The sequence below is a fragment of the Marinobacterium weihaiense genome (assembly GCF_019061305.1).
Lineage (GTDB): Bacteria > Pseudomonadota > Gammaproteobacteria > Pseudomonadales > Balneatricaceae > Marinobacterium > Marinobacterium weihaiense.
In genome coordinates, this window is the sequence record NZ_JAHQZT010000001.1 from 297,838 (window position 1) to 320,698 (window position 22,861).

Below are 22,861 nucleotides of genomic sequence, written 5' to 3' on the forward strand. Positions count from 1 at the left end.
AGGGCCGGTGTTGCGTTTTCAAGGGGTTAGTCTGCCTTAAATTGCAGGTTTTCGCTTTCCAGCAGAAAATGCGCGCGCGCCTGGGCAATGGGCTTGCTCTTACGCTCCTGCCACGCCAGCACCGAACAGTTGCCGACACGGCGCCCCTGACGGCTGATATGACAGATGGCATAGGTATCACGATCCAGTCCGGCACGCATGTAATCCAGCGAGAAATCGATGATCTTGGCCAGCCCCGGCTGAGGCATCTGCAGGGTCAGCTGGAACTGTGCCGTCAACTCCATGAACGCCGCAATCACGCCACCGTGGATGGCCGGAATCGTGGGGTTGCCGATATGATCACCACTGGCCGGCAGACGGAAAATGATTTCCTCGCCATAACAGACACATTGCACACCCAACAGACGCGCATAGGGAATCAGATCGACGAGCGGCTGATAATCACCGCTGCGCTTGGCGTCGGCGACCAGCTCAATCAACTGTTGCATGTTCATCTCCATCAATCAGACGCGCAAAGAGAGAATCCTCCGCGCCCCCTTCAGGACGCATGAAGGTCGCAATGCCGTAGGCCATCGGCCGGGAAGGATCTTCCTGGTACACGGATGCCCGTGTGAATAGAACGCTGCGTGTTACCCGGTAGCATTCTGCTGCCACATACAGAGGCTGGCTCTGCACCGGGGTGCGCATATGGTCAATGCGCAAGTCCAGGGTCGGACAGAGCTCGAAGGCTTCAAGCGCACACAGGGTGGAGGCGCTGCTGGCCGCGTCAACCAGTGTGGTCAATACGCCGCCATGAAGGTAGGTGTCCAGGCCTTCGCTGATCAGCTGCGACTGCACCGGCAACACCAGCGTGACCCGACTCTGCTGGGCCTGGATCACGCGGATGCCCAGCTTGCGCATATGTGGCTGCGCTGCCAGAAAACGACGGCAGCGGGCCAGGTAGTACTCATTGTCGATCACGATTCGCTCCCGGAACTCATCATCAGTGTCTTCAGCGTAGAAGAGGTAAATTCACGCCGATACAGCACAACCACGATGGTGGACGTCAGCAGCATGAACACCCAGGGATTGATGAACCAGCCCAGCACCGAGATGCTGAAGTAGTAAGTTCTCAAACCCAGGTTGAAATTGTGGGCGGCCATCGAAGCCATCGTGGCAATGCGATCGGCATGGGCCTTGAGCTGAGCCGGCGAAGGCTGCTCCGCCGGCAGCGGAGCCCCACCGATCATCACGGATACAAAGCCGTACTGACGCAGACTCCAGGTAAACTTGAAAAAGGCGTAGATGAACAGAACGACCAGCAGCAACAGTTTGAGCTCCCACTCCTGGCGCGTCGCCACCACGACAAAGGGCAGATCCTGCACCAGGTTGATCGCCTTTTCAGCCGAGCTCATCACCGTCATCAAGCCTGCCAGCACCAGGATGGTGGTCGACGCGAAAAAGGCCACGCTGCGCTCCAGGTTAGCAATGGCGGTCGTATCCGCAATTCGCACCTCGCGTGATAACATGCGGGTCATCCACTCAGTGCGATACAGATGCAGCATGCTCACCAGGCACGGCGTGGTATGGCTTTTATAGGCCGAATAGTACATGTAGCCGCGAAAACACAGCACAAACCAGGCCAGCCCCAGGGCATTGCCCCAGTTGTCCTGCAGCAGCAACAACGCTTTTTCCATCCATTACTCCGATGTCGATCTTGGCATGCGCATAATTTACAGGGATTGGGTTTCAGTGTCTTCCAGCAGTCACAATATCCCCGTCGGTGCTACCTTTGCACTGGCGACCACAGTGGTCATGAGTCTGGCCGCCGTACTGATCAAACTGACATCCGCCAGCGTCAGCATAGAGATGATCGTTTTTTTTCAGTACCTGCTGTGCGTGCTGGTGATGCTGCCCTGGTTGCGACAGGCCGGACTCACAGCACTTAAAACCACCCGCATCGGCACTCACTTGCTGCGCGGGCTGTGTGGTTGGGCCTGCTTTTACACCTATTACCTGGCACTGGAGAAAATTCCGCTGGTGGATGCTGCCCTGCTGCGCAATGCCGCACCGCTGTGTGTTCCGCTGTGGCTGCTGGTGTGGCATCGTGTCGGCCTGCACTGGCTCAGCTGGCTGCCGCTGCTGCTGGGGTTCATCGGCATCGCACTGATCATGCAGCCGGAGGGAGAAGGCTTCAGCCGCTGGCACCTGGTGGGGTTCATGGCCGCCCTCACGCTGGCCGGGTCCATTGTCAGCACCCGCGCCCTGACGGAGACCGAGCCGGTCAACCGCATTCTGTTCTATTACTTTCTGATTTCAACGCTGGCCGCGCTGCCGCTGGCGCTGTTGCAGTGGCAACCGCTGCCGCTCCAGAGCATTCCTTACCTGGTACTCATTGCAGGATCTATCTGGCTAACCATGTGGCTCTATACCCGCTCCTACAGCCATGCCCCTGCATCAGTCATCGCACCACTGAGCTATTTCGGCGTGGTGCTGACCGGCCTGTGGGGATGGCTGATCTGGGACCAGGTACCAACGTCCATAGCCTGGGCCGGTATCGGGCTGGTGATGCTCGGCGGTATCAGTTCAGTGTGGATAGGCGCCCGCCTGCAGAGCCGCCACTGAACATCAGGACGAACAGGTCAGATGAATGGACTCGGCCCAGTTCGGCGGCGGCCCGGCGAATCGCTCGAATCCGGGATGAGAATCGCTCGGATGGCGTAGCAGCGGCAACAGGGCCTGCAGCGGGCGATAATCCCCCTGGTGCGCCTCACGAATGACCTCTTCCGCCATGTAGTTGCGCAGGATGAAACGCGGATTCACCGACCGCATTTGCTGACAGCGCATAGGCGCACTGGCCGCCTCTGCCGCCAGGCGGGTCCGATATGCTGCCAGCCACTCGCGCAACATATCCGGTTGCGTTGCCTGGCTCAACATGGCTTCATCATCGCCATCCTGCTGCCACTCGCTCAACTGACGCAGGAACCGGTTGTGATCGATACGTTGCCGGGTCCAGATATCAACCAGCCGATCCACCAGGGCTTGATCATCGGGCTCAACCGCCTGCAGCCCCAGGCGCGCCTTCATACGCTCAAGATAAGCCGCTTGGTACAGGGACTCGAATCGGTCCAGCTCGGCCTCCAGTTCGGCGCGCTCAACCAGCGGCAACATCGCCTGCGCCAGTGCGGCCAGGTTCCAAAGTACAATGGAGGGCTGCTTGCTGAAAGCATAGCGTGCCTGATGATCATTCTTGTTGGCGACATGATCAGGCTCATAATGATCCAGAAAGGTATAAGGGCCGAAGTCGAAGGTCTCGCCGATAAGTGACATGTTGTCCGTGTTGAGAACACCGTGCACAAAACCATAAGCCTGCCAGGCTGCCGACAGTCGCGCCGTGCGTTCCAATACCTCGCGGTACATCGCCCTATACGGTTGTACATCTGCCTTCAGCTGCGGGAAATAGCGCTGCAGACAGTAATCAGCCAGCCGTCGCAAATCCTCATGCTGACCTGAATAGTAAAAATACTCGAAATGACCGAAACGCACGTGACAGGGCGTTACCCTCATCAATAGGGCACAAGGTTCCATGCCGTTGCGCAGGGTATAGTCCTCACTGCCAACCAGACAAAGCGCACGGGTCGTTGGTATGCCCAGCCCCGCCATTGCCTCGCCGGCGAGGTACTCGCGTATGCTGGAGCGCAGCACGGCGCGGCCATCGCCGAAACGCGAGAAGGCCGTTTTGCCGGCGCCTTTCACATGCAGGTCGTAGCGCTCCCCCTGCGCATTCAGGACTTCCCCCAACAGAACGCCTCGACCATCACCCAGATCGGGATTGTAGCTGCCGAACTGATGCCCGGTATACTTCATCGCCAGCGGCTCGGTACCCGGCAGGGGCTGCTGCCCATTGCAACAGTCTGCCAGCGCCTGAGGCGAGACGGCACAGGCATCCATGCCGATACGGCTGGCCACATCGGCGCTGAAAGCGATCAGGTGAGCATTTTTCAATGGCTGAATGGCAGTGCGCTGAAACCAGTGTGCCGGAAGGCGTGCATAGCTATTATCGAAATTGAGCTGATCCAGTGTTCTACCGGTATTCATCACCACTCTCCTGTTCCATTTCGACTATACCCTAGCATTTTAATCAGGTATTTTCAGCCCCCTGGTTTCAGGGTTATTTTTCGGCACCACCCTGTTAAGCTGCGTGCGAAAAAGGAGCTATGCATGTGGATTGAACTGGCAGATCTATTCTGGCTGACATTGGTAACGCTGCTGTGTTTTAGCTGGTGGCACAACCTTAAAATGCGCGAGTGGGCCACGCGCAAGGTCATCAAAGCCTGTGATGAGCGGGATGTACAACTTCTGGACGAGAGTATCGCGCTGGAGCACATTAGGCCGATTCGTGACTCCAGCAGCGGCCGACTGATAATGTTGCGCCGCTACCGATTCTACTTCACTTCAACCGGAGATGACCGTTACCCGGGCCATATCGAATTGAAGGGGCGATGCATGACGAACCTGCAGCTTGCCCCGTACCGAGTGGATTAGTCTGATGAAGCCGCGCGCAAGGCGCGCGTGATCAGGCGATCAAGCTGGTTGGCAAACTGCTGGCGATCAGACTGGTTAAGGGCTGCCGGACCGCCGCTCTGGACACCACTGGCACGCAGGGTTTCCATGAAGTCACGCATGTTCAGCCGAGCACGGATGTTCTCGGCCGTGAAGCGCTCGCCACGTGCCGTCAACGCCATGCCGCCCTTCTCGAGCACCTCCGCCGCCAGGGGAATATCACCCGTTATGACCAGGTCACCCGCTTCGACCCGGCGGACAATCTCATGATCCGCCACGTCAAAACCGGCCGCTACCTGAATGGCACGAATATTGGCAGCAGGCGGAACTTTCAGAGGCTGATTGGCGACGAGTGTCAATTCAAGCCCGCTGCGCTCTGCCGCACGAAATAAAATTTCCTTGATCACGACCGGACAGGCGTCTGCATCGACCAGAATCTTCATTCAGGACTCCTCAGCGCAACTGACGCACCCGGCAGCTACGGCCCTTGACCTTGCCTTGGGAGAGCACACGTACGGCATCGCGCGCAACCGGTCGGCTGACCGCCACATAACTACAGAAATCGAACACGCGAATCTTGCCAACCTGATCTCCTGTCAGCTCACCGCCTTTGGTCAGCGCACCCAGTATATCCCCCGGACGTATCTTCTGCTTCTTGCCGACATCCAGCTGCAGCGTTGCCATGGGGGGGCGGTAGTCGGTGGCAGCACTTCCCTTGGGCAGGGCCGTCGGCGTGATGATCATGTCCATCTGCGCTTCAACTCCCGCCAGCTTGAAACGTTCACGCTCGTTGAATAGCGTCACCGCCATACCGCTCTGGCCGGCTCGCCCGGTGCGCCCGATGCGATGCACATGCACCTGGGCTTCCTTGGAGGGGCGGTGATTGATAACCAAGTCCAGCCCTTCGATATCCAGGCCACGGGCCGCCACATCGGTCGCCACCAGCACCGATGCACTCTGGTTGGCAAAACGCACCAATGTCTGATCACGCTGACGCTGATCAAGATCACCGTGCAGCGCAACCGCCGCTATGCCACTCTGCTGCAGGTAACCTTCCAGATCGCGCACCTCCTGCTTGGTATTACAGAAGACAACGGCCGACACGGGACGATAGTGAAAAACCAGCCGGGTCACCGCATCGTCTCGCTGCTCATCTTCAACTAGGTGGAAGTGCTGCTGGATGCTGGTGTTTTGGTGCAGCGCCTCGACTTCAACCTTCACCGGCTCACGCATGATACGGGCCGCAATGGCTTCAATCGATTGCGGGTAGGTGGCACTGAACAACAGCGTCTGCCGCTGTTCCGGTGTCGTCGCAACAATGGCATCAACCGCGTCCTGGAAGCCCATCTCCAGCATCCGATCGGCTTCATCCAGCACCAGCGTCTGCAGGCGATTGAGCCTGAGGGTGCCTTTGCGCAGATGTTCCTCAATGCGCCCCGGGGTACCGACGACGATATGGGCACCGTGCTCCAGGGAACCGATCTGGGGGCCAAGCGGCATGCCACCGCAGAGCGTCAATACCTTTACATTGGCAATCTGACGCGCCAGTCGACGCAGCTCCTGCGCTACCTGGTCTGCCAGTTCACGTGTCGGACACAGCACCAGCGACTGCACATGGAAACGGCTGCTGTCGAGCCCCTGTAACAGCCCGAGCCCGAATGCAGCGGTTTTACCCGAGCCAGTCTTGCCCTGTGCAATCAGGTCACGCCCCGCGAGAATAACCGGCAGGCTATCTTGCTGAATCGGAGTCATGTAGTGGTATTCGAGGGAATCCAGGTTGCGCAGCAGTTCGGGTTTGAGCGCAAGATGGGAGAAAGGCAGTTGACTCAAGTGGGTTACCTGTCGGTGGCGTGACACAAAAAAGACATTCTAACAGAATGCCGGTGTCAGGCCCGAGACAGATACAAAAAAAGGCAGCCGAAGCTGCCTTTTTTACAGATCAGAAGAATCTTACTTCATTTCCCAGCCAGTGACTTCGGCCAGAGCCTTGCCAATGTCAGCAAGAGAACGAACAGTCTTCACGCCCGCGTCTTCCAGAGCCGCGAACTTCTCATCCGCAGTACCCTTGCCACCGGAGATGATCGCACCGGCGTGGCCCATGCGCTTGCCCGGAGGTGCAGTAACACCCGCGATGTAGGAAACAACCGGCTTGGTTACGTTTGCCTTGATGTAGGCAGCCGCTTCTTCCTCGGCAGAACCACCGATCTCACCGATCATGACGATCGCTTCGGTCTGCGGGTCGTTCTGGAACATTTCCAGAATGTCGATGAAGTTGGAGCCCGGGATCGGGTCACCACCGATACCGACACAGGTAGACTGACCGAAACCGGCGTCAGTCGTCTGCTTGACCGCTTCGTATGTCAGGGTACCGGAACGGGAAACGATACCGACTTTGCCCGGCAGGTGGATGTGACCCGGCATGATGCCGATCTTGCACTCACCCGGAGTGATCACGCCCGGGCAGTTCGGGCCGATCAGGCGTACGCCCAGTTCGTCACACTTGACCTTGCACTGCAGCATGTCCATCACCGGAATGTGCTCGGTAATGCAGACGATCAGCTTGATACCGGCGTTTGCGGCTTCCAGGATGGAATCCTTGCAGAACGGAGCCGGAACGTAGATGACAGATGCTTCAGCGCCAGTGGCTTCAACAGCTTCCTTGACGGTGTTAAACACCGGCAGACCCAGGTGCTCGGTACCGCCCTTGCCCGGCGTTACACCACCGACCATTTTGGTACCGTAGGCAATAGCCTGCTCAGAGTGGAAAGTACCCTGGCCGCCAGTAAAGCCCTGACAGATGACTTTGGTATCTTTGTTGATCAGAACGGCCATAATTATTTACCCTCCGCTGCTTTGACTGCCTGCTGAGCAGCATCAGTCAAGCTGGTTGCTGCAATGATGTCCAGGCCGGACTCAGCCAGCTTCTGCGCACCAAGTTCAGCGTTGTTACCTTCCAGACGTACAACAACCGGTACGTTGACACCCACTTCCTTGACTGCACCGATGATGCCATCCGCGATCAGGTCGCAGCGCACGATGCCGCCGAAAATGTTAACCAGAACGGCTTTAACCTTGCTGTCTTCAAGGATGATCTTGAAGGCTTCAGTTACACGTTCCTTGGTTGCACCACCACCAACGTCGAGGAAGTTGGCCGGGAAGCCACCGTGCAGGGAGACGATGTCCATAGTGCCCATTGCCAGGCCCGCACCGTTAACCATGCAGCCGATAGTACCGGTCAGAGCAACATAGTTCAGATCCCACTCGGCCGCGCGTGCTTCACGCTCGTCTTCCTGAGACGGATCCTGCATGGCCTGCAGATCCTTGTGACGGTATACGGAGTTGCCGTCGATTACGACCTTGGCGTCCAGGCAGTGCAGGTTGCCCTGATCAGTGATGACCAGCGGGTTGATTTCCAGCAGTGCCAGATCCTTTTCTTCGAACATCTTCGCCAGACCCAGGAAGATGTTGACGAACTGCTTGATCTGGTCGCCCTGCAGACCCAGCTGGAACGCCAGCTCACGGCCCTGGTACGGCTGAGCGCCGGTCAGCGGATCGATGGTTGCTTTCAGGATCTTTTCCGGAGTCTCTTCAGCAACTTTCTCGATTTCGACACCACCTTCGGTGGATGCCATGAACACGATACGACGGCTGGAGCGATCAACGACTGCACCCAGATACAGCTCATTGGCGATATCGGTGCAGGTTTCAACCAGGATTTTGGAAACAGGCTGACCGTTGGCATCTGTCTGATAGGTTACCAGACGCTCGCCCAACCACTTCTCGGCAAAAGCCTTGGCGTCAGCCGGAGAGTCAACCAGCTTGACACCGCCCGCTTTGCCACGGCCACCGGCGTGAACTTGGGCCTTGACGACCCACTTGTCACCGCCAATTTTTTCAGCCGCTTCTGCAGCCGCTTCCGGAGTATCTACCGCGATTCCCTGAGAAACCGGCAGACCATATTCGGCAAACAGTTGTTTGCCCTGGTACTCGTGAAGGTTCATGCTCTAATCCGTTTTGTTATCGGTTATACAGGTGCCCAATCCCCTGGTGCACAGGGCAAGGACACTTCTTTGCTCTGCAGAAACCTGCCGGGCGGGGTCACCGCACGACAGGCCAACCCTTCAGGTTATCGCTTTTTGCGATTTGCAATGTGAATGGCGTGATTGTCCACAGCCAGAGCCGCCTCATGGACAGCTTCGCTGACGGTCGGGTGAGCGAATACCATCAGCTGCAGATCCTCTGCACTGGAGCAGAATTCCATTGCAATCACACCCTGAGCGATCAGCTCGGAGGCAATGCCGCCGACCATATGAACGCCCAGAATACGGTCGGTTTCTTCATCAGCAATGATCTTGACGAAACCGTCAGTCGCATTGGCTGCCATTGCACGACCGGAAGCCGCGAACGGGAATTTACCAACCTTGTACTTGACACCCTCTGCCTTCAGCTGCTGCTCGGTCTTTCCGACCCAGGCCAACTCTGGGAAGGTATAGATGATGTTCGGGATGCAGTCGTAGTTCAATGCGGCCTTGTGACCAGCAATGATGTCGACTGCCATAATGCCTTCTTCAGATGCCTTGTGCGCCAGCATCGGACCGCGAACGCTGTCGCCAATCGCGAATACGCCCGGGGCATCGGTACGGCAGTTCTCATCCACAAAAATGAAGCCACGCTCGTCCAGCTTGACGCCGCTGTCTTCAGCCAGCAGACCCTGAGTCTGCGGACGACGACCCACCGCGACGATCAGTTTGTCGAAGACCATTTCCTGTTCGCCGTTGGCATCCGTGAACTTGACCTTCACTTCCTTGCCGTCAACGATCTCGGTGCCGGTGCAGCGAGCGCCCAGTTTGATATCCAGCCCCTGCTTGGTCAGCAGTTTCTTGGCTTCTTTGGCGACATCAACGTCAGCCAGTGCCAGGAAGTCATCCATCGCTTCCAGCACGGTCACTTCAGAGCCGCAACGTGCCCAGATAGAACCCATTTCCAGACCAATGACACCCGCACCGATGACACCCAGGCGCTTCGGCGTTTCGTCGATCTTCAGCGCGCCTTCGTTGTCCAGGATCAGTCCTTCGGTCAGCGGCGCCGGCGGGATCTCGACCGGCACGGAACCGGAGGCCAGAATCACGTTCTCAGCCGCATGTACTGACGTGCTGCCATCCTGAGCCGTTACTTCAACCTGCTTGTTGGCCAGCAGTTTACCGGTACCCTGCAGCAGGGTGACGCCATTCGCCTTGAACAGACCAGCGATACCACCGGTCAGGTTCTTGACGATCTGGTCCTTGCGGGCAACCATCTGCTTGGTGTCCATGTGCACGTTATCAGCCACGATACCCTGAGCGGCAAAACCGTGCTGGGCTTCATGAAACTTGTGCGTAGTTTCCAGCAGTGCCTTGGACGGAATGCAACCGACATTCAGGCAGGTACCGCCCAATACAGCCGTACCCTTGTCATCAACCCACTTCTCGACACAGGCAGTTTTCAGGCCCAGCTGAGCAGCACGGATCGCTGCCACGTAACCGCCAGGACCGGCACCGATTACAATAAGATCAAATTTATCTGACATTAGTTAATCCTGTCTTTCACTCGTTCGATTGCGGGTTGGATCACACATCCAGCAGCATGCGCGCCGGATCTTCCAGCAGATCCTTGATAGTGACGAGGAATTGTACCGCCTCTTTACCGTCAATCATACGGTGGTCATATGACAGCGCCAGGTACATCATCGGCAGGATTTCAACCTGACCGTTGACGGCCATCGGACGCTCCTGGATCTTGTGCATGCCCAGGATTGCTGTCTGCGGCGGGTTCAGGATCGGGGTGGACATCAGAGAACCGAATACACCACCGTTGGTGATGGTGAAGGTACCGCCCTGCATGTCATCCATGCCCAGCTTGCCTTCACGGCCACGCTTGCCGAAGTCGGCGATAGTGGCTTCCACTTCTGCCAGACCCATGGAGTCGGTGTCACGCAGCACCGGCACCATCAGACCGCGATCGGTGGATACGGCAACACCGATGTCCTGGTAGCCGTGGTACACCATGTCGTTACCGTCGATGGAGGCATTAACGGCCGGGAAACGTTTCAGCGCTTCGGTAGCTGCCTTGACGAAGAAGGACATGAAGCCCAAGCGCGCGCCGTGAGTCTTCTCGAACAGGTCCTTGTACTGCTTACGCAGCTCCATGACCGGCTTCATGTTGACTTCATTGTAAGTCGTCAGCATGGCAGCGTTCTGCTGCGCTTCAACCAGACGCTTGGCAATGGTGGCACGCAGACGGGTCATCGGAACACGCTTCTCGGCGCGCTCGCCCACCGGTACGTTCAGTGCCGGCGCAGCGGCAGCCGGAGCAGCCGGAGCCGCAGCAGGCTTGTTCTTGATGAAGTTCTGTACGTCTTCCTTAGTGATACCACCGTTCTTGCCGGTACCCGGGATCTGGGATGCATCCAGACCGTTTTCTTCAATCAGCTTGCGAGCAGCCGGACCGATCTTGTCGGCATCGGTTGTCGTTTCAGCGGCCGGAGCAGCGGCGGCTTCAGCAGCCGGTGCAGCGGCAGCCGGTGCAGCTTCAGAGGCGGCTGCGCCCGCTTCGAAGATGGCGATAACCTCTTCGGACAGAACGGTGTCGCCCTCGCCCTTGACGATTTCCTTGATCACACCGTCTGCCGGTGCAACCACTTCCAGAACGACCTTATCGGTTTCAATGTCGACGATCAGCTCGTCAGCGGAGCAGGCTTCGCCAGGCTGCTTGTGCCAAGTTGCAACTGTGCCGTCCGCTACGGATTCAGGGAAAGTCGGCGCTTTGATATCGATGGACATGCTGTTTCCTTTAATAATGCTGCGCAGGTTGTCGTGATTACTGGGACAAACCTGTCATTAACCGTTGATTGCTTCGTTGATCAGCTGTTCTTGCTGCTCAAGGTGAACCGAAATATAGCCTACCGCCGGCGCTGCCGCATGCGGACGACCGACACCCATCAGGTGCAGCTTCGGGTCATGCTGCTGCAACACATTGCGCATGTGATGCTGGCTGCAGTACCAGGCACCCTGGTTCATCGGTTCTTCCTGACACCATACGACGGAGTCGAGATTGGTGTACTCGGCAATTGCCTGCTTCAAAGCTTCTTCCGGGAACGGGTAAAGCTGTTCAATACGGACGATGGCAACATCGTCTTTTTCCAGCTCGGCACGACGGTTGTACAGATCGTAGTAGACCTTACCGCTGCACATCACCAGACGCTTGACGTTCTTCGGATCCAGTGTATCCACTTCCGGAATGACCGGCTGGAAAGTGCCTTCGGACAGGTCTTCCAATGAGCACACTGCCTGCTTATGACGCAGCAGGGATTTCGGCGACATCACAACCAAAGGCTTGCGCAGCGGGCGAACGACCTGACGACGCAACAGGTGGAAGATCTGTGCCGGAGAAGACGGTACACAGACCTGGATGTTGTGCTCGGCACACATCTGCAGGAAGCGTTCGAGGCGTGCTGACGAGTGCTCCGGCCCCTGACCTTCAAAGCCGTGCGGCAGCAGCATGGTCAGACCACACAGTCGGCCCCACTTGTGTTCGCCGGAGGTGATGAACTGGTCGATGACAACCTGGGCACCGTTGGCAAAGTCACCAAACTGGGCTTCCCAGATCACCAGCGCATTCGGTGTGGTCGTGGCATAACCGTATTCGAAGCCCAGCACCGCCTCTTCGGACAGGAAAGAGTCGTAGATATCGAAGCTCGGCTGACCTTCAGCCAGATTCTGTAAGGGTACGTAGTTGCTGGAATCCTTCTGGTTATGCACCACGGCATGACGGTGAGAGAAGGTACCGCGACCCACGTCCTGACCGGTCAGTCGAACCGGATAGCCTTCAGCCAGCAGCGTGGCATATGCCATAGTTTCGGCAAAGCCCCAGTTGATTTCCATCGCACCGGCAGCCATCTTCTTGCGATCTTCGTAGATCTTCTGAACCTGGCGCTGGATTGGAAAGCCTTCCGGGAATTCACAGGTCTTGTTGGCCAGCTCTTTCAGCAGCTTCTGGTCAACAGAGGTGTCACACTCAAACGACCACTTGTGACCCAGGTAAGGACGCCAGTCGACAAACAATTCCTTGTTGGGTTCCATAACCAAAGACTGGGCAACGTGCTCACCGTTTTCCAGCGCCTTACGGTAGTTCTGATCCAGAGCCTTGGCATCCTCCGCCGCCAAAACACCCTCTTCAATCAGGCGTGCAGCGTAAAGCTCTTTGGTGGTCTTCTGAGACTTGATCTTGGCATACATCAGCGGCTGAGTACCGGACGGCTCATCCGCTTCATTGTGGCCACGGCGACGGTAGCACACCAGGTCAATCACAACATCTTTGTTGAATTCGTTGCGGTAATCCAGCGCCAGCTGAGTCACGAAGCGAACCGCTTCAGGGTCATCGCCATTGACATGGAAGATCGGTGCCTGAACCATCTTCGCCACATCGGTACAATATTCGGTGGAACGCGCATCTTCCTTCTTGGAAGTGGTGAAGCCTACCTGGTTATTGACGACGATGTGAATGGTGCCGCCCGTCTTGTAAGCACGGGTCTGTGACATCTGGAAGGTTTCCATGACCACGCCCTGACCGGCAAACGCCGCATCACCATGGATGGAAACTGGAATGACGCTGTTGCCTGTCTTGTCGTCGCGGCGATCCTGACGGGCACGTACGGACCCCTCGACGACCGGAGACACGATCTCAAGGTGGGACGGGTTGAACGCCATGGCCAGATGCACTTCACCACCCGGGGTCATGACGTTGGATGAGAACCCCTGGTGATACTTAACGTCACCGGACGTTTCCAGTGTTTTCTTGCCTTCGAACTCACCGAACAGCTCTTGCGGGTTTTTGCCGAAGATATTGACCAGCACGTTGAGACGGCCACGGTGAGCCATGCCGATAACCAGCTCTTTTGCACCGTCACGACCGGCGCGCTGAACCAGCTCATCCAGGCAAGGAATCAGAGACTCGCCACCTTCTAGGCCGAAACGCTTGGCGCCGGCATAACGGGAACCCAGGTATTTTTCCAGACCTTCAGCCGCTGCCAGGCGCTCGAGAATGTGCTTGCGCTCGTCGTTGCTCAGTACGGGATGGCTGCGCACTGGCTCCATGCGAGACTGAATCCAGCGCTTTTCCTGGGTGTCGACGATATGCATGTACTCGGCGCCGACGGTAGTGCAGTAAGTTTTATTAAGATCAGCCAGGATTTCTTTAAGCGAGCTTTCTTCAGGGCCGAAGAATAGAGAACCGAGCTGAAAGCGTGTATCCAGATCAGCTTCGGACAGTTCGTGGAAGCGCAGATCCAGGTCGGGTACCTGTTCGCGTTCCATCAGGTTCAGAGGATCAATATCAGCATGCTGGTGGCCACGCACGCGGAAGGCATTGATCATGCGCAGCACGCGAACCTGTTTCTTTTCATGCTCCGAGCTAACACTGCTGCTCGAAACCGGAGTGGCACGCTTCTGATTCTTGGAGAGGAGAAGGAAGTGTTCCCGGATGGTGGAGTGAGGAACATCCTGAGAGATGCTTTCACCAACCTTGGGGAGTCGATCAAACTCTTCACGCCATTCTTGTGGAACAGCGTTAGGGTCCATCAAATAGGTTTCGTATAGTTGTTCAACATATGAAAGGTTGCCCCCATAAAGATGGGCATTCTTCCACATCTGCTCCATTATGCCATCTTGCATTATCATCTCACCCTGGCTCTGAGAGGGCGCTGCAACGGTCAGGCTGCACTATTTCCTGTACCGGCAGTCCTTCGACCCTCTGCTGATTACCGTTTTGTATATTCCTCGCAACCACCACGGATCGCGTGCGGTTGCGGGCAATAATTCTACGCTTTTTATTACAGGCTTTACACTGCCTGCGACTCGATTCTACAAAATATTCGCGCCGCGTCGACATAGGCCTTTTGGCTAGTGGCCGAAATAATGCCACAACCACCTGCAGCTTATTTCAGGCAAAAAAAAACGGCATCTAGGATGCCGTTTTCTGAGCTGACAACGATCAGGTTGCCTGCTGGATCAACATGTTGCGAATCTTGCCAATCGCCTTGGTCGGGTTAAGACCCTTCGGACAAACACTCACGCAGTTCATGATACCGTGACAACGGAACACACTGAACGGGTCGTCCAACTCGGCCAGACGCTCCTTGGTGGCAGTATCACGACTATCCGCCAAGAAGCGGTAAGCCTGCAGCAGACCGGACGGACCTACGAACTTGTCCGGATTCCACCAGAAAGATGGGCAAGAAGTGGAGCAACATGCACAGAGAATACACTCGTACAGACCGTCCAGTTCAGCACGCTCTTCCGGAGACTGCAAACGCTCAATCGCAGGCGCAGGCGTATCGTTGATCAGGAACGGCTTGATCTTCTCGTACTGCTTGTAGAACTGGGTCATGTCAATGACCAAGTCACGAATGACCGGTAGACCCGGCAACGGACGCAGAACCAGCTTGTCGTTCTCGACCACTTCGGACAGCGGCGTGATACATGCCAGTCCGTTCTTGCCGTTCATGTTCATGCCGTCGGAGCCACAAACACCCTCACGACAAGAGCGACGGTACGCCAGGGTCGCGTCTTTTTCCTTCAGCAGCTGGAGCAGATCCAGCACCATGATGTCCTTACCACCCGGGATGTCGATATGGACATCCTGCATGTATGGAGCATCATCAATTTCAGGGTTGTAACGATATACACTTACCAGCATCGTACCAGCCTCTTAATAAGTTCGTACTTTCGGCGGGAACGGGTCCATGGTCTTCGGTGCAAAGTTCACTGCACGCTTGCCTACGGACTTGTCCTGCGGGAAGAAGACAGAGTGGCACAGCCAGTTTTCGTCATCACGCTCGGTGAAGTCGTTACGGGCATGAGCACCACGAGATTCTTTCCGCTCCTCGGCCGCAATCGCAGTTGCTTCCGCAACTTCCATCAGGTTTTCAAGCTCCAGCGCTTCAATACGCGAGGTATTGAATGCCTGACTCTTGTCATCCAGATGTACGTTTGCAACACGTTCACGGATCTCTTCCAGCAGCTTCAGACCCTTCTGCATGCTGTCGCCGTCACGGAATACACCGAAGTACAGCTGCATGGTGTCCTGCAGAGTCTTGCGAACGTCGGCAACATTATCGCCACCAGTACTGTTATTCAGACGGTTCAGGCGCGCCATGGCTGCTTCGATGTCAGACTCGGTAGCCTGGGGCACTTCATAGCCTTCACGCATCTGCTGTTCGATCTGCATGCCAGCCGCACGACCAAACACCACCAGGTCAAGCAGAGAGTTGCCACCCAGACGGTTAGCACCGTGTACAGATACACACGCCGCTTCACCACAGGCAAACAGACCATTAACGATCTTGTCCTCGCCTGTTTCGGGATCAGGAGAAATTGCCTGACCGCCGATATTAGTTGCAATACCACCCATCATGTAATGACAAGTCGGCACAACCGGAATCGGCTCTTTCACAGGATCGGTAGCTGCGAATGTCTTGGACAGCTCACAGATACCCGGCAGGCGGGAGTGCAGAACTTCCTCACCCAGGTGATCCAGCTTCAGATAAACGTGGTCGCCGTTTTCACCGCAGCCGCGACCTTCCAGAATCTCCAGAATCATGGAGCGGGCAACAACGTCACGACCGGCAAGGTCTTTAGCGTTCGGCGCGTAACGCTCCATGAAGCGCTCGCCGTCCTTGTTGATCAGGTAACCACCTTCACCACGGCAGCCTTCGGTCACAAGCACGCCCGCACCGGCAATACCGGTCGGGTGGAACTGCCACATTTCCATATCCTGAACCGCAACACCGGCACGCATGGCCATGCCAATACCGTCACCGGTATTGATGAGGGCATTAGTAGTGGACGCATAGATACGACCCGCACCACCGGTAGCCAGTACCGTTGCCTTAGCCTTGACATACACGGTCTCGCCGGTTTCGATGCAGATAGCAATACAGCCAACCACGTCGCCCTGGGAGTTCTTTACCAGATCGACTGCATACCACTCATTGAGGAAAGTAGTACCGGCTTTCATGTTGGCCTGGTATAGAGTATGCAACAGAGCATGACCGGTACGGTCAGCTGCTGCACAGGTGCGCGCTGCCTGGGTCGGGTTATCCGGCCCCTTGGACTGACCACCGAACGGACGCTGGTAGATACGCCCCACTTCGGTACGGGAGAACGGCAGCCCCATGTGATCCAGCTCGAATACAGCCTGAGGACCTACAGAGCACATGTACTCAATTGCGTCCTGGTCGCCAATGTAATCTGACCCCTTGACGGTGTCATACATATGCCAGCGCCAGTCATCGTTCGGATCAGCACTCGCGATCGCACAGGTAATACCACCCTGAGCAGACACGGTGTGAGAACGAGTAGGAAATACTTTGGTGACACAGGCGGTATTCAGGCCTGACTGTGCAAGCTGCAGCGCTGCGCGCATGCCTGCACCACCACCACCGACTACAATTGCGTCGAAAGTAAGCGTACGCAGTTTAGACATGTTTTAGATACCCCACAGAATCTGAACGCCCCACACGACGTAGATAAACGCCAGCAGGCCGCATGCGGACTGGAATACAAAGCGAGCACCGGTCGGCTTGATGTAGTCAGTGGAAACAGACCACATGCCAATCCATGCGTGTGCTACCATGGACAGTATCGCCAGCAGGGTATAGATACGCATCACCGTACCATTGAACAGCTCTTTCCATTGCTCATAACCCAGATCCGGGTTCAACAGAAGGTAGCCGATCATGAAAACAGTGTAAGTCAGCAGTACCAGCGCAGTAACACGCTGCATCATCCAGTCATACAGACCACTGCGACCAAAGCTTGTAATACTAGTTACCATATCCAGACTCCCGCCAGCAGAATAGCGATTGCCGCTACTACTAAGGTGACTTTCGCAGCCAGACGACCGCTTTCCAGTTCTTCACAGTGACCCAGATCCATGACCAGGTGCTTGATACCTGCAAAGAAGTGGTACAGCAGCGCTGAAACCAGTCCCCATGCAATGAGTTTTGCCAGGAAGGACTCCTGGAGCATCTCAGCGGCTTCATTGAAGCCAGCCTGAGACTCCAGCGAAAGACTCAACACATACATCATAAAGATGGCGCCGAAGAACAGCGCCACCCCTGTTACGCGATGAATGATCGAAGAGATCGCCGGGAGTGGCTGTTTTATGGTTCTCAGATCTAAATTTACAGGTCTTTTCTTGTTCACGGCTCTAGTTCACACTTTTTTTCTGCCCAATTGCAGGACAAGAGGACAAGGTTGCTAGGAAGTGCTCAGAGAGTAGTACCTCGAGATGCCAGAACTGACACTAAACCAGCGGGCACGGTGGCAACTCAGGTGCGAGAGTATAGACAGATCGCATATGGAATACAACGCGATAACGGGCCCTTAAGGCTTAAGTCTAGTGTACTGATCCGAGGTTTATTGGTGTTCGTAAGGCCTTGGTTTACCACCGGACTTCTTTCTTTATACACAAGCCAAGACCAGTTTTAATCGCCTTCTTTTCAGCGTGTTGCATTACAACACTTTGCCTAAAGGCTTAATTGACAATCCCATTTCAAACTCTATAGTGGTCGAGTCCTTTTTCGGGCCATTTCCTATGACGCGGCGCATCAGTTTGCCGCAGCAATACAAACAGAATGATAGGAGCCTCTAATGGCTGACAAGAAAGCACGTTTGACAGTCGATGGTCTGGACGAAGCGATCGAATTGCCGGTTTACTCCGGTACTGAAGGTCCCGACGTCATAGATGTACGCCCGTTGACCGGTAATGGTCTGTTCACTTACGACCCCGGCTTCGTATCCACGGCGGCATGCGAATCCAAAATCACCTATATTGATGGTGCCAATGGTATTCTGCTGCATCGCGGCTATCCGATTGAACAGCTGGCTGAAAAGTCAGACTATCTTGAAGTCTGCTACCTGCTGCTGAATGGCGAACTGCCGACCGCAGAACAGAAAGAAAAGTTCGTCAACACCATCTCTAACCACACCATGGTTCATGAGCAGCTGAGCCAGTTCTTCAAGGGCTTCCGTCGCGATGCTCACCCGATGGCAATCATGTGTGGTGTTGTTGGTGCCCTGTCTGCCTTCTACCACGACTCTCTTGACATCAATGACCCGCACCACCGTGAAGTGTGCGCGTATCGCCTGATCGCCAAGATGCCGACTCTGGCCGCCATGTGCTACAAGTACTCCATCGGCCAGCCGTTCATGTACCCGCAGAATAATCTCAGCTACGGCGAGAACTTTTTGCGCATGATGTTCGGCACTCCGTGCGCTGATTATGAAGTCAATCCGGTGCTGGCCCGCGCCATGGATCGCATCTTCATCCTGCACGCTGATCATGAACAGAACGCGTCCACATCCACCGTTCGCCTGGCAGGCTCCTCCGGCGCCAACCCGTTCGCCTGCATTGCCGCCGGTATTGCAGCACTCTGGGGTCCGGCACACGGCGGCGCCAATGAAGCCGTGCTGAACATGCTGGATGAAATCGGCGATGCCGAAAACATCCCAGAGTTCATCGAAAAGGCCAAGGATCCGAACGACCCGTTCCGCCTGATGGGCTTCGGTCACCGCGTTTACCGCAACTTCGACCCGCGCGCCAAGGTCATGAAAAAGACCTGCGACGAGGTTCTCGGCCTGCTGGGCATCGAAAACGACCCGCAGCTGCAGATTGCCAAGCAACTGGAACAGATCGCCCTGGAAGACGAATACTTCGTCAAGCGCAAGCTGTATCCGAATGTCGACTTCTACTCAGGCATTATCCTGAAGGCAATCGGCATTCCGACCAACATGTTCACCGTAATCTTCGCCCTGTCTCGCACAATCGGCTGGATTTCACACTGGAATGAATTCCACTCCAGTCCGAACAAGATCGGCCGCCCGCGTCAGTTGTACACTGGCGAACAGCAGCGTGACTACCCGGCCTGATAAGCCTTGACTTTAAAAGCCCCGCCTTGCGGGGCTTTTTTTGTTGCACCCCTAGAACTCCTGCCTAGTGCTTTCAGCCTGTATTTCACCTATAGTTGTATCAGGATTCCATGCGTTCAAAAGGAGTATTGAACATGCTGTGCAACTGCCTACCCTGCCAGCGGCTCATCAACACAGGCCAGCGCCACCCTAACATCATTACCATTAGCCATATTCATCAAAGCGAACTGGCAAAGTGCGAAATTTGCTCAAGTTACTTTCTATATGAGAACGGCTTCTGGGAATTAATGTCACCTCAGAAAAATGCTTCCAGTATACATTCCGGGCTTTCAAAAGTTGCTTATATGCAAAACTGAATTGCAGACTTTTAGTATAAAATCCGCAGGCGTTAGTTTTCTTTTACGCCTGCTCCCTCTTCAACAACCAAATACCTGATACATAACTGCACAGTATTACAATCAGCCTGATGGTTAGTATTCTGGACTTTCACCTAACTCCGTCACCAATTCAATCATCCTGGCAACAAGCATGAATACATAGTCATATACCCCCGGACACCTTCCTTCTCGCGGGCCTGCAACATTCAAACAACCTACCCGGTTGTCACATACAAACTCGAGCAATGATACAGCGGCACTCTCATGAGTAATCATCGACATATCAATCAGCTTGAACGGCTTACCCTTCTTCAAACAGGAGGACAAGGCAAGCGCCGTACCACCCTGCGGCATACCATGATAGATAATGCAGTTAGCATCGGCTGCCTCAACATTCAAGCGCGTCCGCTGTCGATAGCCCGCCTCGATTTCGGTTAAAGGATAACGACCAGGAATCACACCATCCTCCGCCGCCCGCCCTGCCGGACAGTGACCGCCCACCGCCATGCCAGCGACCATCGCCGCATCAAGCCCCGCCCGATCCGCTCCCGTCTGACCACCACTGATAATTTTCTGCAAACCCGGATACACCAATCGCTCCCTCTTCCCTGAAAAACTGCGCACAACCAGGCGACCCTCCTGCACACCACGCGCAATCCACTCTGCGGCCCGCCACAACAACAAAAAAGCCGCTCGGCATGACCCGTTAGCGGCTTTCTCAAAATTTGGTAGGACTAACTGGATTCGAACCAGCGACCCCCACCATGTCAAGGTGAGAAAAGCCACTTTTCACCATTTCACTACACCCCGCGCCAGCACTGCGTTTCAGCGAATTACTCTTTTAGATTCAGTACCTTAGGATCAATATGCGTTGTTTCGCGTTGTATCTGTTAGTTTCTATAAATTGCGCTATCATGTTCCCGAAACGTTCCCGAGTTTTCCCGAGTCCATTTACAGGCTTAATCATGAGAAGAACCAGCACGACCAGGTTAACGTCAATCACAGATGCCAAGGCCCGGAAGTTTCTGAATGACGCAAGCATTGGTGACAGCAAAGAGTTGCAGTGCGAGATGATCCCCGGCTTCCACTTATGTAAGCGAATCGGCGCAAAGGGCGTGACCGGCAACTGGCGGTTTCGTTATCGCAGTGCATCCGGCAAATCCCTGAAGATGCCGCTTGGCAAGTTCCCCAATATCGCCCCAGCCGCTGCGGCTGAACAGGCCGCGATGTTTCGTGCCGACATTCTGAACGGTATTGACCCCAAGCAGGTGATTGATGACCGCAAGGCAGAACAGCGCCGCAAGGAGCAACAGGAGGCATCCCGCAAATTCCGCACCGTCCAGCAATATCTCGACGGGCCGTACACTGACCACCAGTCACACAAGATCGACCAGGGAAAACACACCTTGAGCATTATCCGAAGTGGATTCAAGGCAGCGAGGCCTAAGCGGGGGCGCAAGAAGTACGAAGGGTTGCTTGATCGCGATATGGACAGCCTGAGCAAGGCCGACATCATCCATTGGCAGCGAATCCAATACGAGGACGGCTATGCACATGACACCGTGAAGCGAGCGTATGGCGCACTCAAGACTATGCTCAACCACGCAGTCGAACATGAATACCTGGAGCGCAACCCGCTGGATCGGGTAAGGCTGGCTCCACCGCCCGATAAGGAGCAGGAACGAATTACCAGTGGTGAGGTTGTCGAACGACGCCGCATGTTAACCCCGGATGAGCTGGCGCAGATCCATACCGGCATAGAGCGGTATAGCGAACAGCTACGACAAGAGCGCCGTAATAGCCGCGCCCACGGCAAGCCCCATCTACCCGACTTGGACGCCGTGCCCTACCCCCACTGGAGCATCCCATTTACATTGGTGGCAATGCACACCGGCTTGCGACCTGGCGATATTAGGACGCTGACATGGCAAGAGCTGAACCTACCCTTCAAGCGACTTACCAAAACACCCCGCAAGACCCGCCACCATCCCGATCCTATGCAGATACGCCATACCCTGAGCGATGCTTTCAGTAACCAGATGACATTGTGGCACCAGCAGCAGGGATCATCTGCAACCGGATTGGTATTCCCATCTGAACGGACAGGCGGGGTAATGAGCAAAAAAGCGCATAACACGCACTGGGATCACATCATTGAGTTAGGCGAAGTCACGGAGAAGTTAGACTTCTACTGCCTGAGGCATCATTTCATAAGCAAGCTGGTGTCGGCTGGTATCCCGTTGCTAACCGTCGCGCACCTGGCCGGACACAAGTCCACAGCGATGATCGAAAGGCACTATGGCCACCTAGCGCCGGATCAGGCAGCCAATGCCTTGGCCATGTTGAGCGAATCCCTGAGCGGCACCCCGGCAGACAGCGCCAGCAAGGACACAGGGTAAAGTTTGCGGCTTGAGGTCCTACAAGTCCTATGCCCATCAATCACTGAGCATATAGAAACGTTGCAAAATAAAGTTTGATCTCATGGAACAACACTGTATAAAATCACACTGCCAATAAAATTGGCTGATTTATAACCAACTCAACACAGGAAAGTAATATGACAACAAAGACCATACTACTTGGACCCTGCGACAATTCTTCCCACTCAACCAAAATCGCTGTGAAACGAAAGATCGTTTCGACTACACATAAATCAAACATGAAGAGCGTTACTGATAAGGCAGCAAAGGCAGCAAAGGCAGCAAAGGCAGCAAAGGCCGCAAGATTGTGTAGCAGACGTTTTCGCGAAATGTTTATCAAGCGTACGCGCCAGCGACAATCATTGCTTGATCGAACACTGAATTCTGCGTGCGAAGGGGTGACACGCGCTATCTGTATCGTGGGCAACTCATCACGCTCAAAACGCAGCAGCCATACAAGCCGATTTGCAAGCTCCAGCGGCGCAGGCTCAAGCAGTGGAGACCCTGACCCAGAACCCGCACGACCGCGCTTAATCCCCCGCCTACTGGCCTCCCG

General features: G+C 55.5%; 20 protein-coding genes. 4 read left to right on the forward strand and 16 right to left on the reverse strand.

Features of this window, described 5'->3' with window-relative positions; all coding sequences use genetic code 11:
• Window positions 1–26: 26 nt before the first annotated feature.
• Genes KTN04_RS01450 through KTN04_RS01460 form a run of 3 tightly spaced genes read right to left on the reverse strand, consistent with a single transcriptional unit; the run spans window position 27 to window position 1,676 of the window.
• Window positions 27–488 carry a PaaI family thioesterase gene (locus KTN04_RS01450; RefSeq protein WP_217333423.1) on the reverse strand — a complete coding sequence of 154 codons (462 nt, stop codon included), beginning with the start codon at window positions 486–488 and terminating at the stop codon, window positions 27–29.
• The gene (locus KTN04_RS01455; RefSeq protein WP_217333424.1) at window positions 472–960 is read right to left on the reverse strand and encodes a PaaI family thioesterase; all 489 of its coding nucleotides are present in this window, start codon (window positions 958–960) and stop codon (window positions 472–474) included. The genes KTN04_RS01450 and KTN04_RS01455 overlap by 17 nt, the downstream gene beginning before the upstream one ends.
• Window positions 957–1,676: a DUF599 domain-containing protein gene (locus KTN04_RS01460; RefSeq protein WP_217333425.1), complete on the reverse strand. Its 720-nt coding sequence runs from the start codon at window positions 1,674–1,676 to the stop codon at window positions 957–959. Before KTN04_RS01460 ends, KTN04_RS01455 begins: the two co-directional genes overlap by 4 nt.
• A 55-nt stretch (window positions 1,677–1,731) precedes the next feature.
• Here KTN04_RS01460 and KTN04_RS01465 point away from each other — a divergent pair, with 55 nt between their 5' ends.
• Complete coding sequence (locus KTN04_RS01465) at window positions 1,732–2,604, forward strand: DMT family transporter (RefSeq protein ID WP_217333426.1); 873 nt, start codon at window positions 1,732–1,734, stop codon at window positions 2,602–2,604.
• A 3-nt stretch (window positions 2,605–2,607) separates the two neighbouring features.
• Here KTN04_RS01465 and KTN04_RS01470 read toward each other — a convergent pair whose 3' ends face one another.
• Entirely contained in the window at window positions 2,608–4,077 is a 1,470-nt protein-coding gene (locus KTN04_RS01470) for a protein adenylyltransferase SelO (RefSeq protein ID WP_217333427.1), read from the reverse strand.
• A gap of 123 nt (window positions 4,078–4,200) precedes the next feature.
• On the opposite strand from KTN04_RS01470, the gene KTN04_RS01475 reads away from it, so the two are divergent.
• Window positions 4,201–4,524, forward strand: coding sequence for a DUF3301 domain-containing protein (locus tag KTN04_RS01475; protein WP_217333428.1), 324 nt, complete (start codon window positions 4,201–4,203; stop codon window positions 4,522–4,524).
• Here KTN04_RS01475 and KTN04_RS01480 read toward each other — a convergent pair.
• The 11 genes from KTN04_RS01480 to sdhC form a co-directional block, all read right to left on the reverse strand.
• Window positions 4,521–4,985: a YaiI/YqxD family protein gene (locus KTN04_RS01480; protein ID WP_217333429.1), complete on the reverse strand. Its 465-nt coding sequence runs from the start codon at window positions 4,983–4,985 to the stop codon at window positions 4,521–4,523. The two genes, KTN04_RS01475 and KTN04_RS01480, sit on opposite strands and share 4 nt — an antisense overlap.
• A 10-nt stretch (window positions 4,986–4,995) precedes the next feature.
• Window positions 4,996–6,372, reverse strand: a complete 1,377-nt coding sequence (gene dbpA / locus KTN04_RS01485) for an ATP-dependent RNA helicase DbpA (protein WP_217333430.1) — start codon at window positions 6,370–6,372, stop codon at window positions 4,996–4,998.
• Between the two features lie 120 nt (window positions 6,373–6,492).
• Entirely contained in the window at window positions 6,493–7,374 is an 882-nt protein-coding gene (gene sucD, locus KTN04_RS01490) for a succinate--CoA ligase subunit alpha (RefSeq protein WP_217333431.1), read from the reverse strand.
• A gap of 2 nt (window positions 7,375–7,376) precedes the next feature.
• Window positions 7,377–8,543, reverse strand: coding sequence for an ADP-forming succinate--CoA ligase subunit beta (sucC, locus tag KTN04_RS01495; RefSeq protein ID WP_217333432.1), 1,167 nt, complete (start codon window positions 8,541–8,543; stop codon window positions 7,377–7,379).
• Window positions 8,544–8,668: 125 nt separating this feature from the next.
• Window positions 8,669–10,108: a dihydrolipoyl dehydrogenase gene (gene lpdA, locus KTN04_RS01500; RefSeq protein WP_217333433.1), complete on the reverse strand. Its 1,440-nt coding sequence runs from the start codon at window positions 10,106–10,108 to the stop codon at window positions 8,669–8,671.
• A 40-nt stretch (window positions 10,109–10,148) separates the two neighbouring features.
• Window positions 10,149–11,360 (reverse strand): 2-oxoglutarate dehydrogenase complex dihydrolipoyllysine-residue succinyltransferase, encoded by a 1,212-nt coding sequence (gene odhB, locus KTN04_RS01505; RefSeq protein ID WP_217333434.1) that lies wholly within the window; start codon window positions 11,358–11,360, stop codon window positions 10,149–10,151.
• 57 nt (window positions 11,361–11,417) lie between these two features.
• Complete coding sequence (locus tag KTN04_RS01510; protein ID WP_217333435.1) at window positions 11,418–14,249, reverse strand: 2-oxoglutarate dehydrogenase E1 component; 2,832 nt, start codon at window positions 14,247–14,249, stop codon at window positions 11,418–11,420.
• 319 nt (window positions 14,250–14,568) lie between these two features.
• On the reverse strand, window positions 14,569–15,273 hold the full coding sequence (locus tag KTN04_RS01515) for a succinate dehydrogenase iron-sulfur subunit (RefSeq protein WP_217333436.1): 705 nt from the start codon (window positions 15,271–15,273) through the stop codon (window positions 14,569–14,571).
• A 12-nt stretch (window positions 15,274–15,285) separates the two neighbouring features.
• A complete protein-coding gene (gene sdhA, locus KTN04_RS01520) occupies window positions 15,286–17,061 on the reverse strand; it encodes a succinate dehydrogenase flavoprotein subunit (protein ID WP_217333437.1) in 1,776 nt (591 codons plus the stop codon).
• Between the two features lie 3 nt (window positions 17,062–17,064).
• On the reverse strand, window positions 17,065–17,412 hold the full coding sequence (gene sdhD / locus KTN04_RS01525; protein ID WP_217333438.1) for a succinate dehydrogenase, hydrophobic membrane anchor protein: 348 nt from the start codon (window positions 17,410–17,412) through the stop codon (window positions 17,065–17,067).
• Window positions 17,406–17,783: a succinate dehydrogenase, cytochrome b556 subunit gene (gene sdhC, locus KTN04_RS01530; RefSeq protein WP_217333439.1), complete on the reverse strand. Its 378-nt coding sequence runs from the start codon at window positions 17,781–17,783 to the stop codon at window positions 17,406–17,408. Before sdhC ends, sdhD begins: the two co-directional genes overlap by 7 nt.
• A gap of 447 nt (window positions 17,784–18,230) precedes the next feature.
• On the opposite strand from sdhC, the gene gltA reads away from it, so the two are divergent.
• Entirely contained in the window at window positions 18,231–19,508 is a 1,278-nt protein-coding gene (gene gltA, locus KTN04_RS01535; RefSeq protein ID WP_217333440.1) for a citrate synthase, read from the forward strand.
• 470 nt (window positions 19,509–19,978) lie between these two features.
• Here the strand turns inward: gltA and KTN04_RS01540 are convergent, their stop codons facing one another.
• The gene (locus KTN04_RS01540) at window positions 19,979–20,509 is read right to left on the reverse strand and encodes a putative molybdenum carrier protein (protein ID WP_217333441.1); all 531 of its coding nucleotides are present in this window, start codon (window positions 20,507–20,509) and stop codon (window positions 19,979–19,981) included.
• A gap of 341 nt (window positions 20,510–20,850) precedes the next feature.
• On the opposite strand from KTN04_RS01540, the gene KTN04_RS01545 reads away from it, so the two are divergent.
• A complete protein-coding gene (locus KTN04_RS01545; protein ID WP_217333442.1) occupies window positions 20,851–22,284 on the forward strand; it encodes a tyrosine-type recombinase/integrase in 1,434 nt (477 codons plus the stop codon).
• Window positions 22,285–22,861: the final 577 nt, after the last annotated feature.

Coding starts and splice junctions, on each gene's coding strand:
- gltA (WP_217333440.1), top strand. CDS start 18,231: ATGGCTGACAAGAAAGCACGTTTGACAGTCGATGGTCTGGACGAAGCG.
- sdhA (WP_217333437.1), bottom strand. CDS start 17,061: ATGTCTAAACTGCGTACGCTTACTTTCGACGCAATTGTAGTCGGTGGT.
- KTN04_RS01545 (WP_217333442.1), top strand. CDS start 20,851: ATGAGAAGAACCAGCACGACCAGGTTAACGTCAATCACAGATGCCAAG.
- KTN04_RS01460 (WP_217333425.1), bottom strand. CDS start 1,676: ATGGAAAAAGCGTTGTTGCTGCTGCAGGACAACTGGGGCAATGCCCTG.
- KTN04_RS01450 (WP_217333423.1), bottom strand. CDS start 488: ATGCAACAGTTGATTGAGCTGGTCGCCGACGCCAAGCGCAGCGGTGAT.
- sdhD (WP_217333438.1), bottom strand. CDS start 17,412: ATGGTAACTAGTATTACAAGCTTTGGTCGCAGTGGTCTGTATGACTGG.
- KTN04_RS01480 (WP_217333429.1), bottom strand. CDS start 4,985: ATGAAGATTCTGGTCGATGCAGACGCCTGTCCGGTCGTGATCAAGGAA.
- KTN04_RS01475 (WP_217333428.1), top strand. CDS start 4,201: ATGTGGATTGAACTGGCAGATCTATTCTGGCTGACATTGGTAACGCTG.
- sucD (WP_217333431.1), bottom strand. CDS start 7,374: ATGGCCGTTCTGATCAACAAAGATACCAAAGTCATCTGTCAGGGCTTT.
- KTN04_RS01470 (WP_217333427.1), bottom strand. CDS start 4,077: ATGAATACCGGTAGAACACTGGATCAGCTCAATTTCGATAATAGCTAT.
- KTN04_RS01515 (WP_217333436.1), bottom strand. CDS start 15,273: ATGCTGGTAAGTGTATATCGTTACAACCCTGAAATTGATGATGCTCCA.
- odhB (WP_217333434.1), bottom strand. CDS start 11,360: ATGTCCATCGATATCAAAGCGCCGACTTTCCCTGAATCCGTAGCGGAC.
- sucC (WP_217333432.1), bottom strand. CDS start 8,543: ATGAACCTTCACGAGTACCAGGGCAAACAACTGTTTGCCGAATATGGT.
- KTN04_RS01510 (WP_217333435.1), bottom strand. CDS start 14,249: ATGCAAGATGGCATAATGGAGCAGATGTGGAAGAATGCCCATCTTTAT.
- lpdA (WP_217333433.1), bottom strand. CDS start 10,108: ATGTCAGATAAATTTGATCTTATTGTAATCGGTGCCGGTCCTGGCGGT.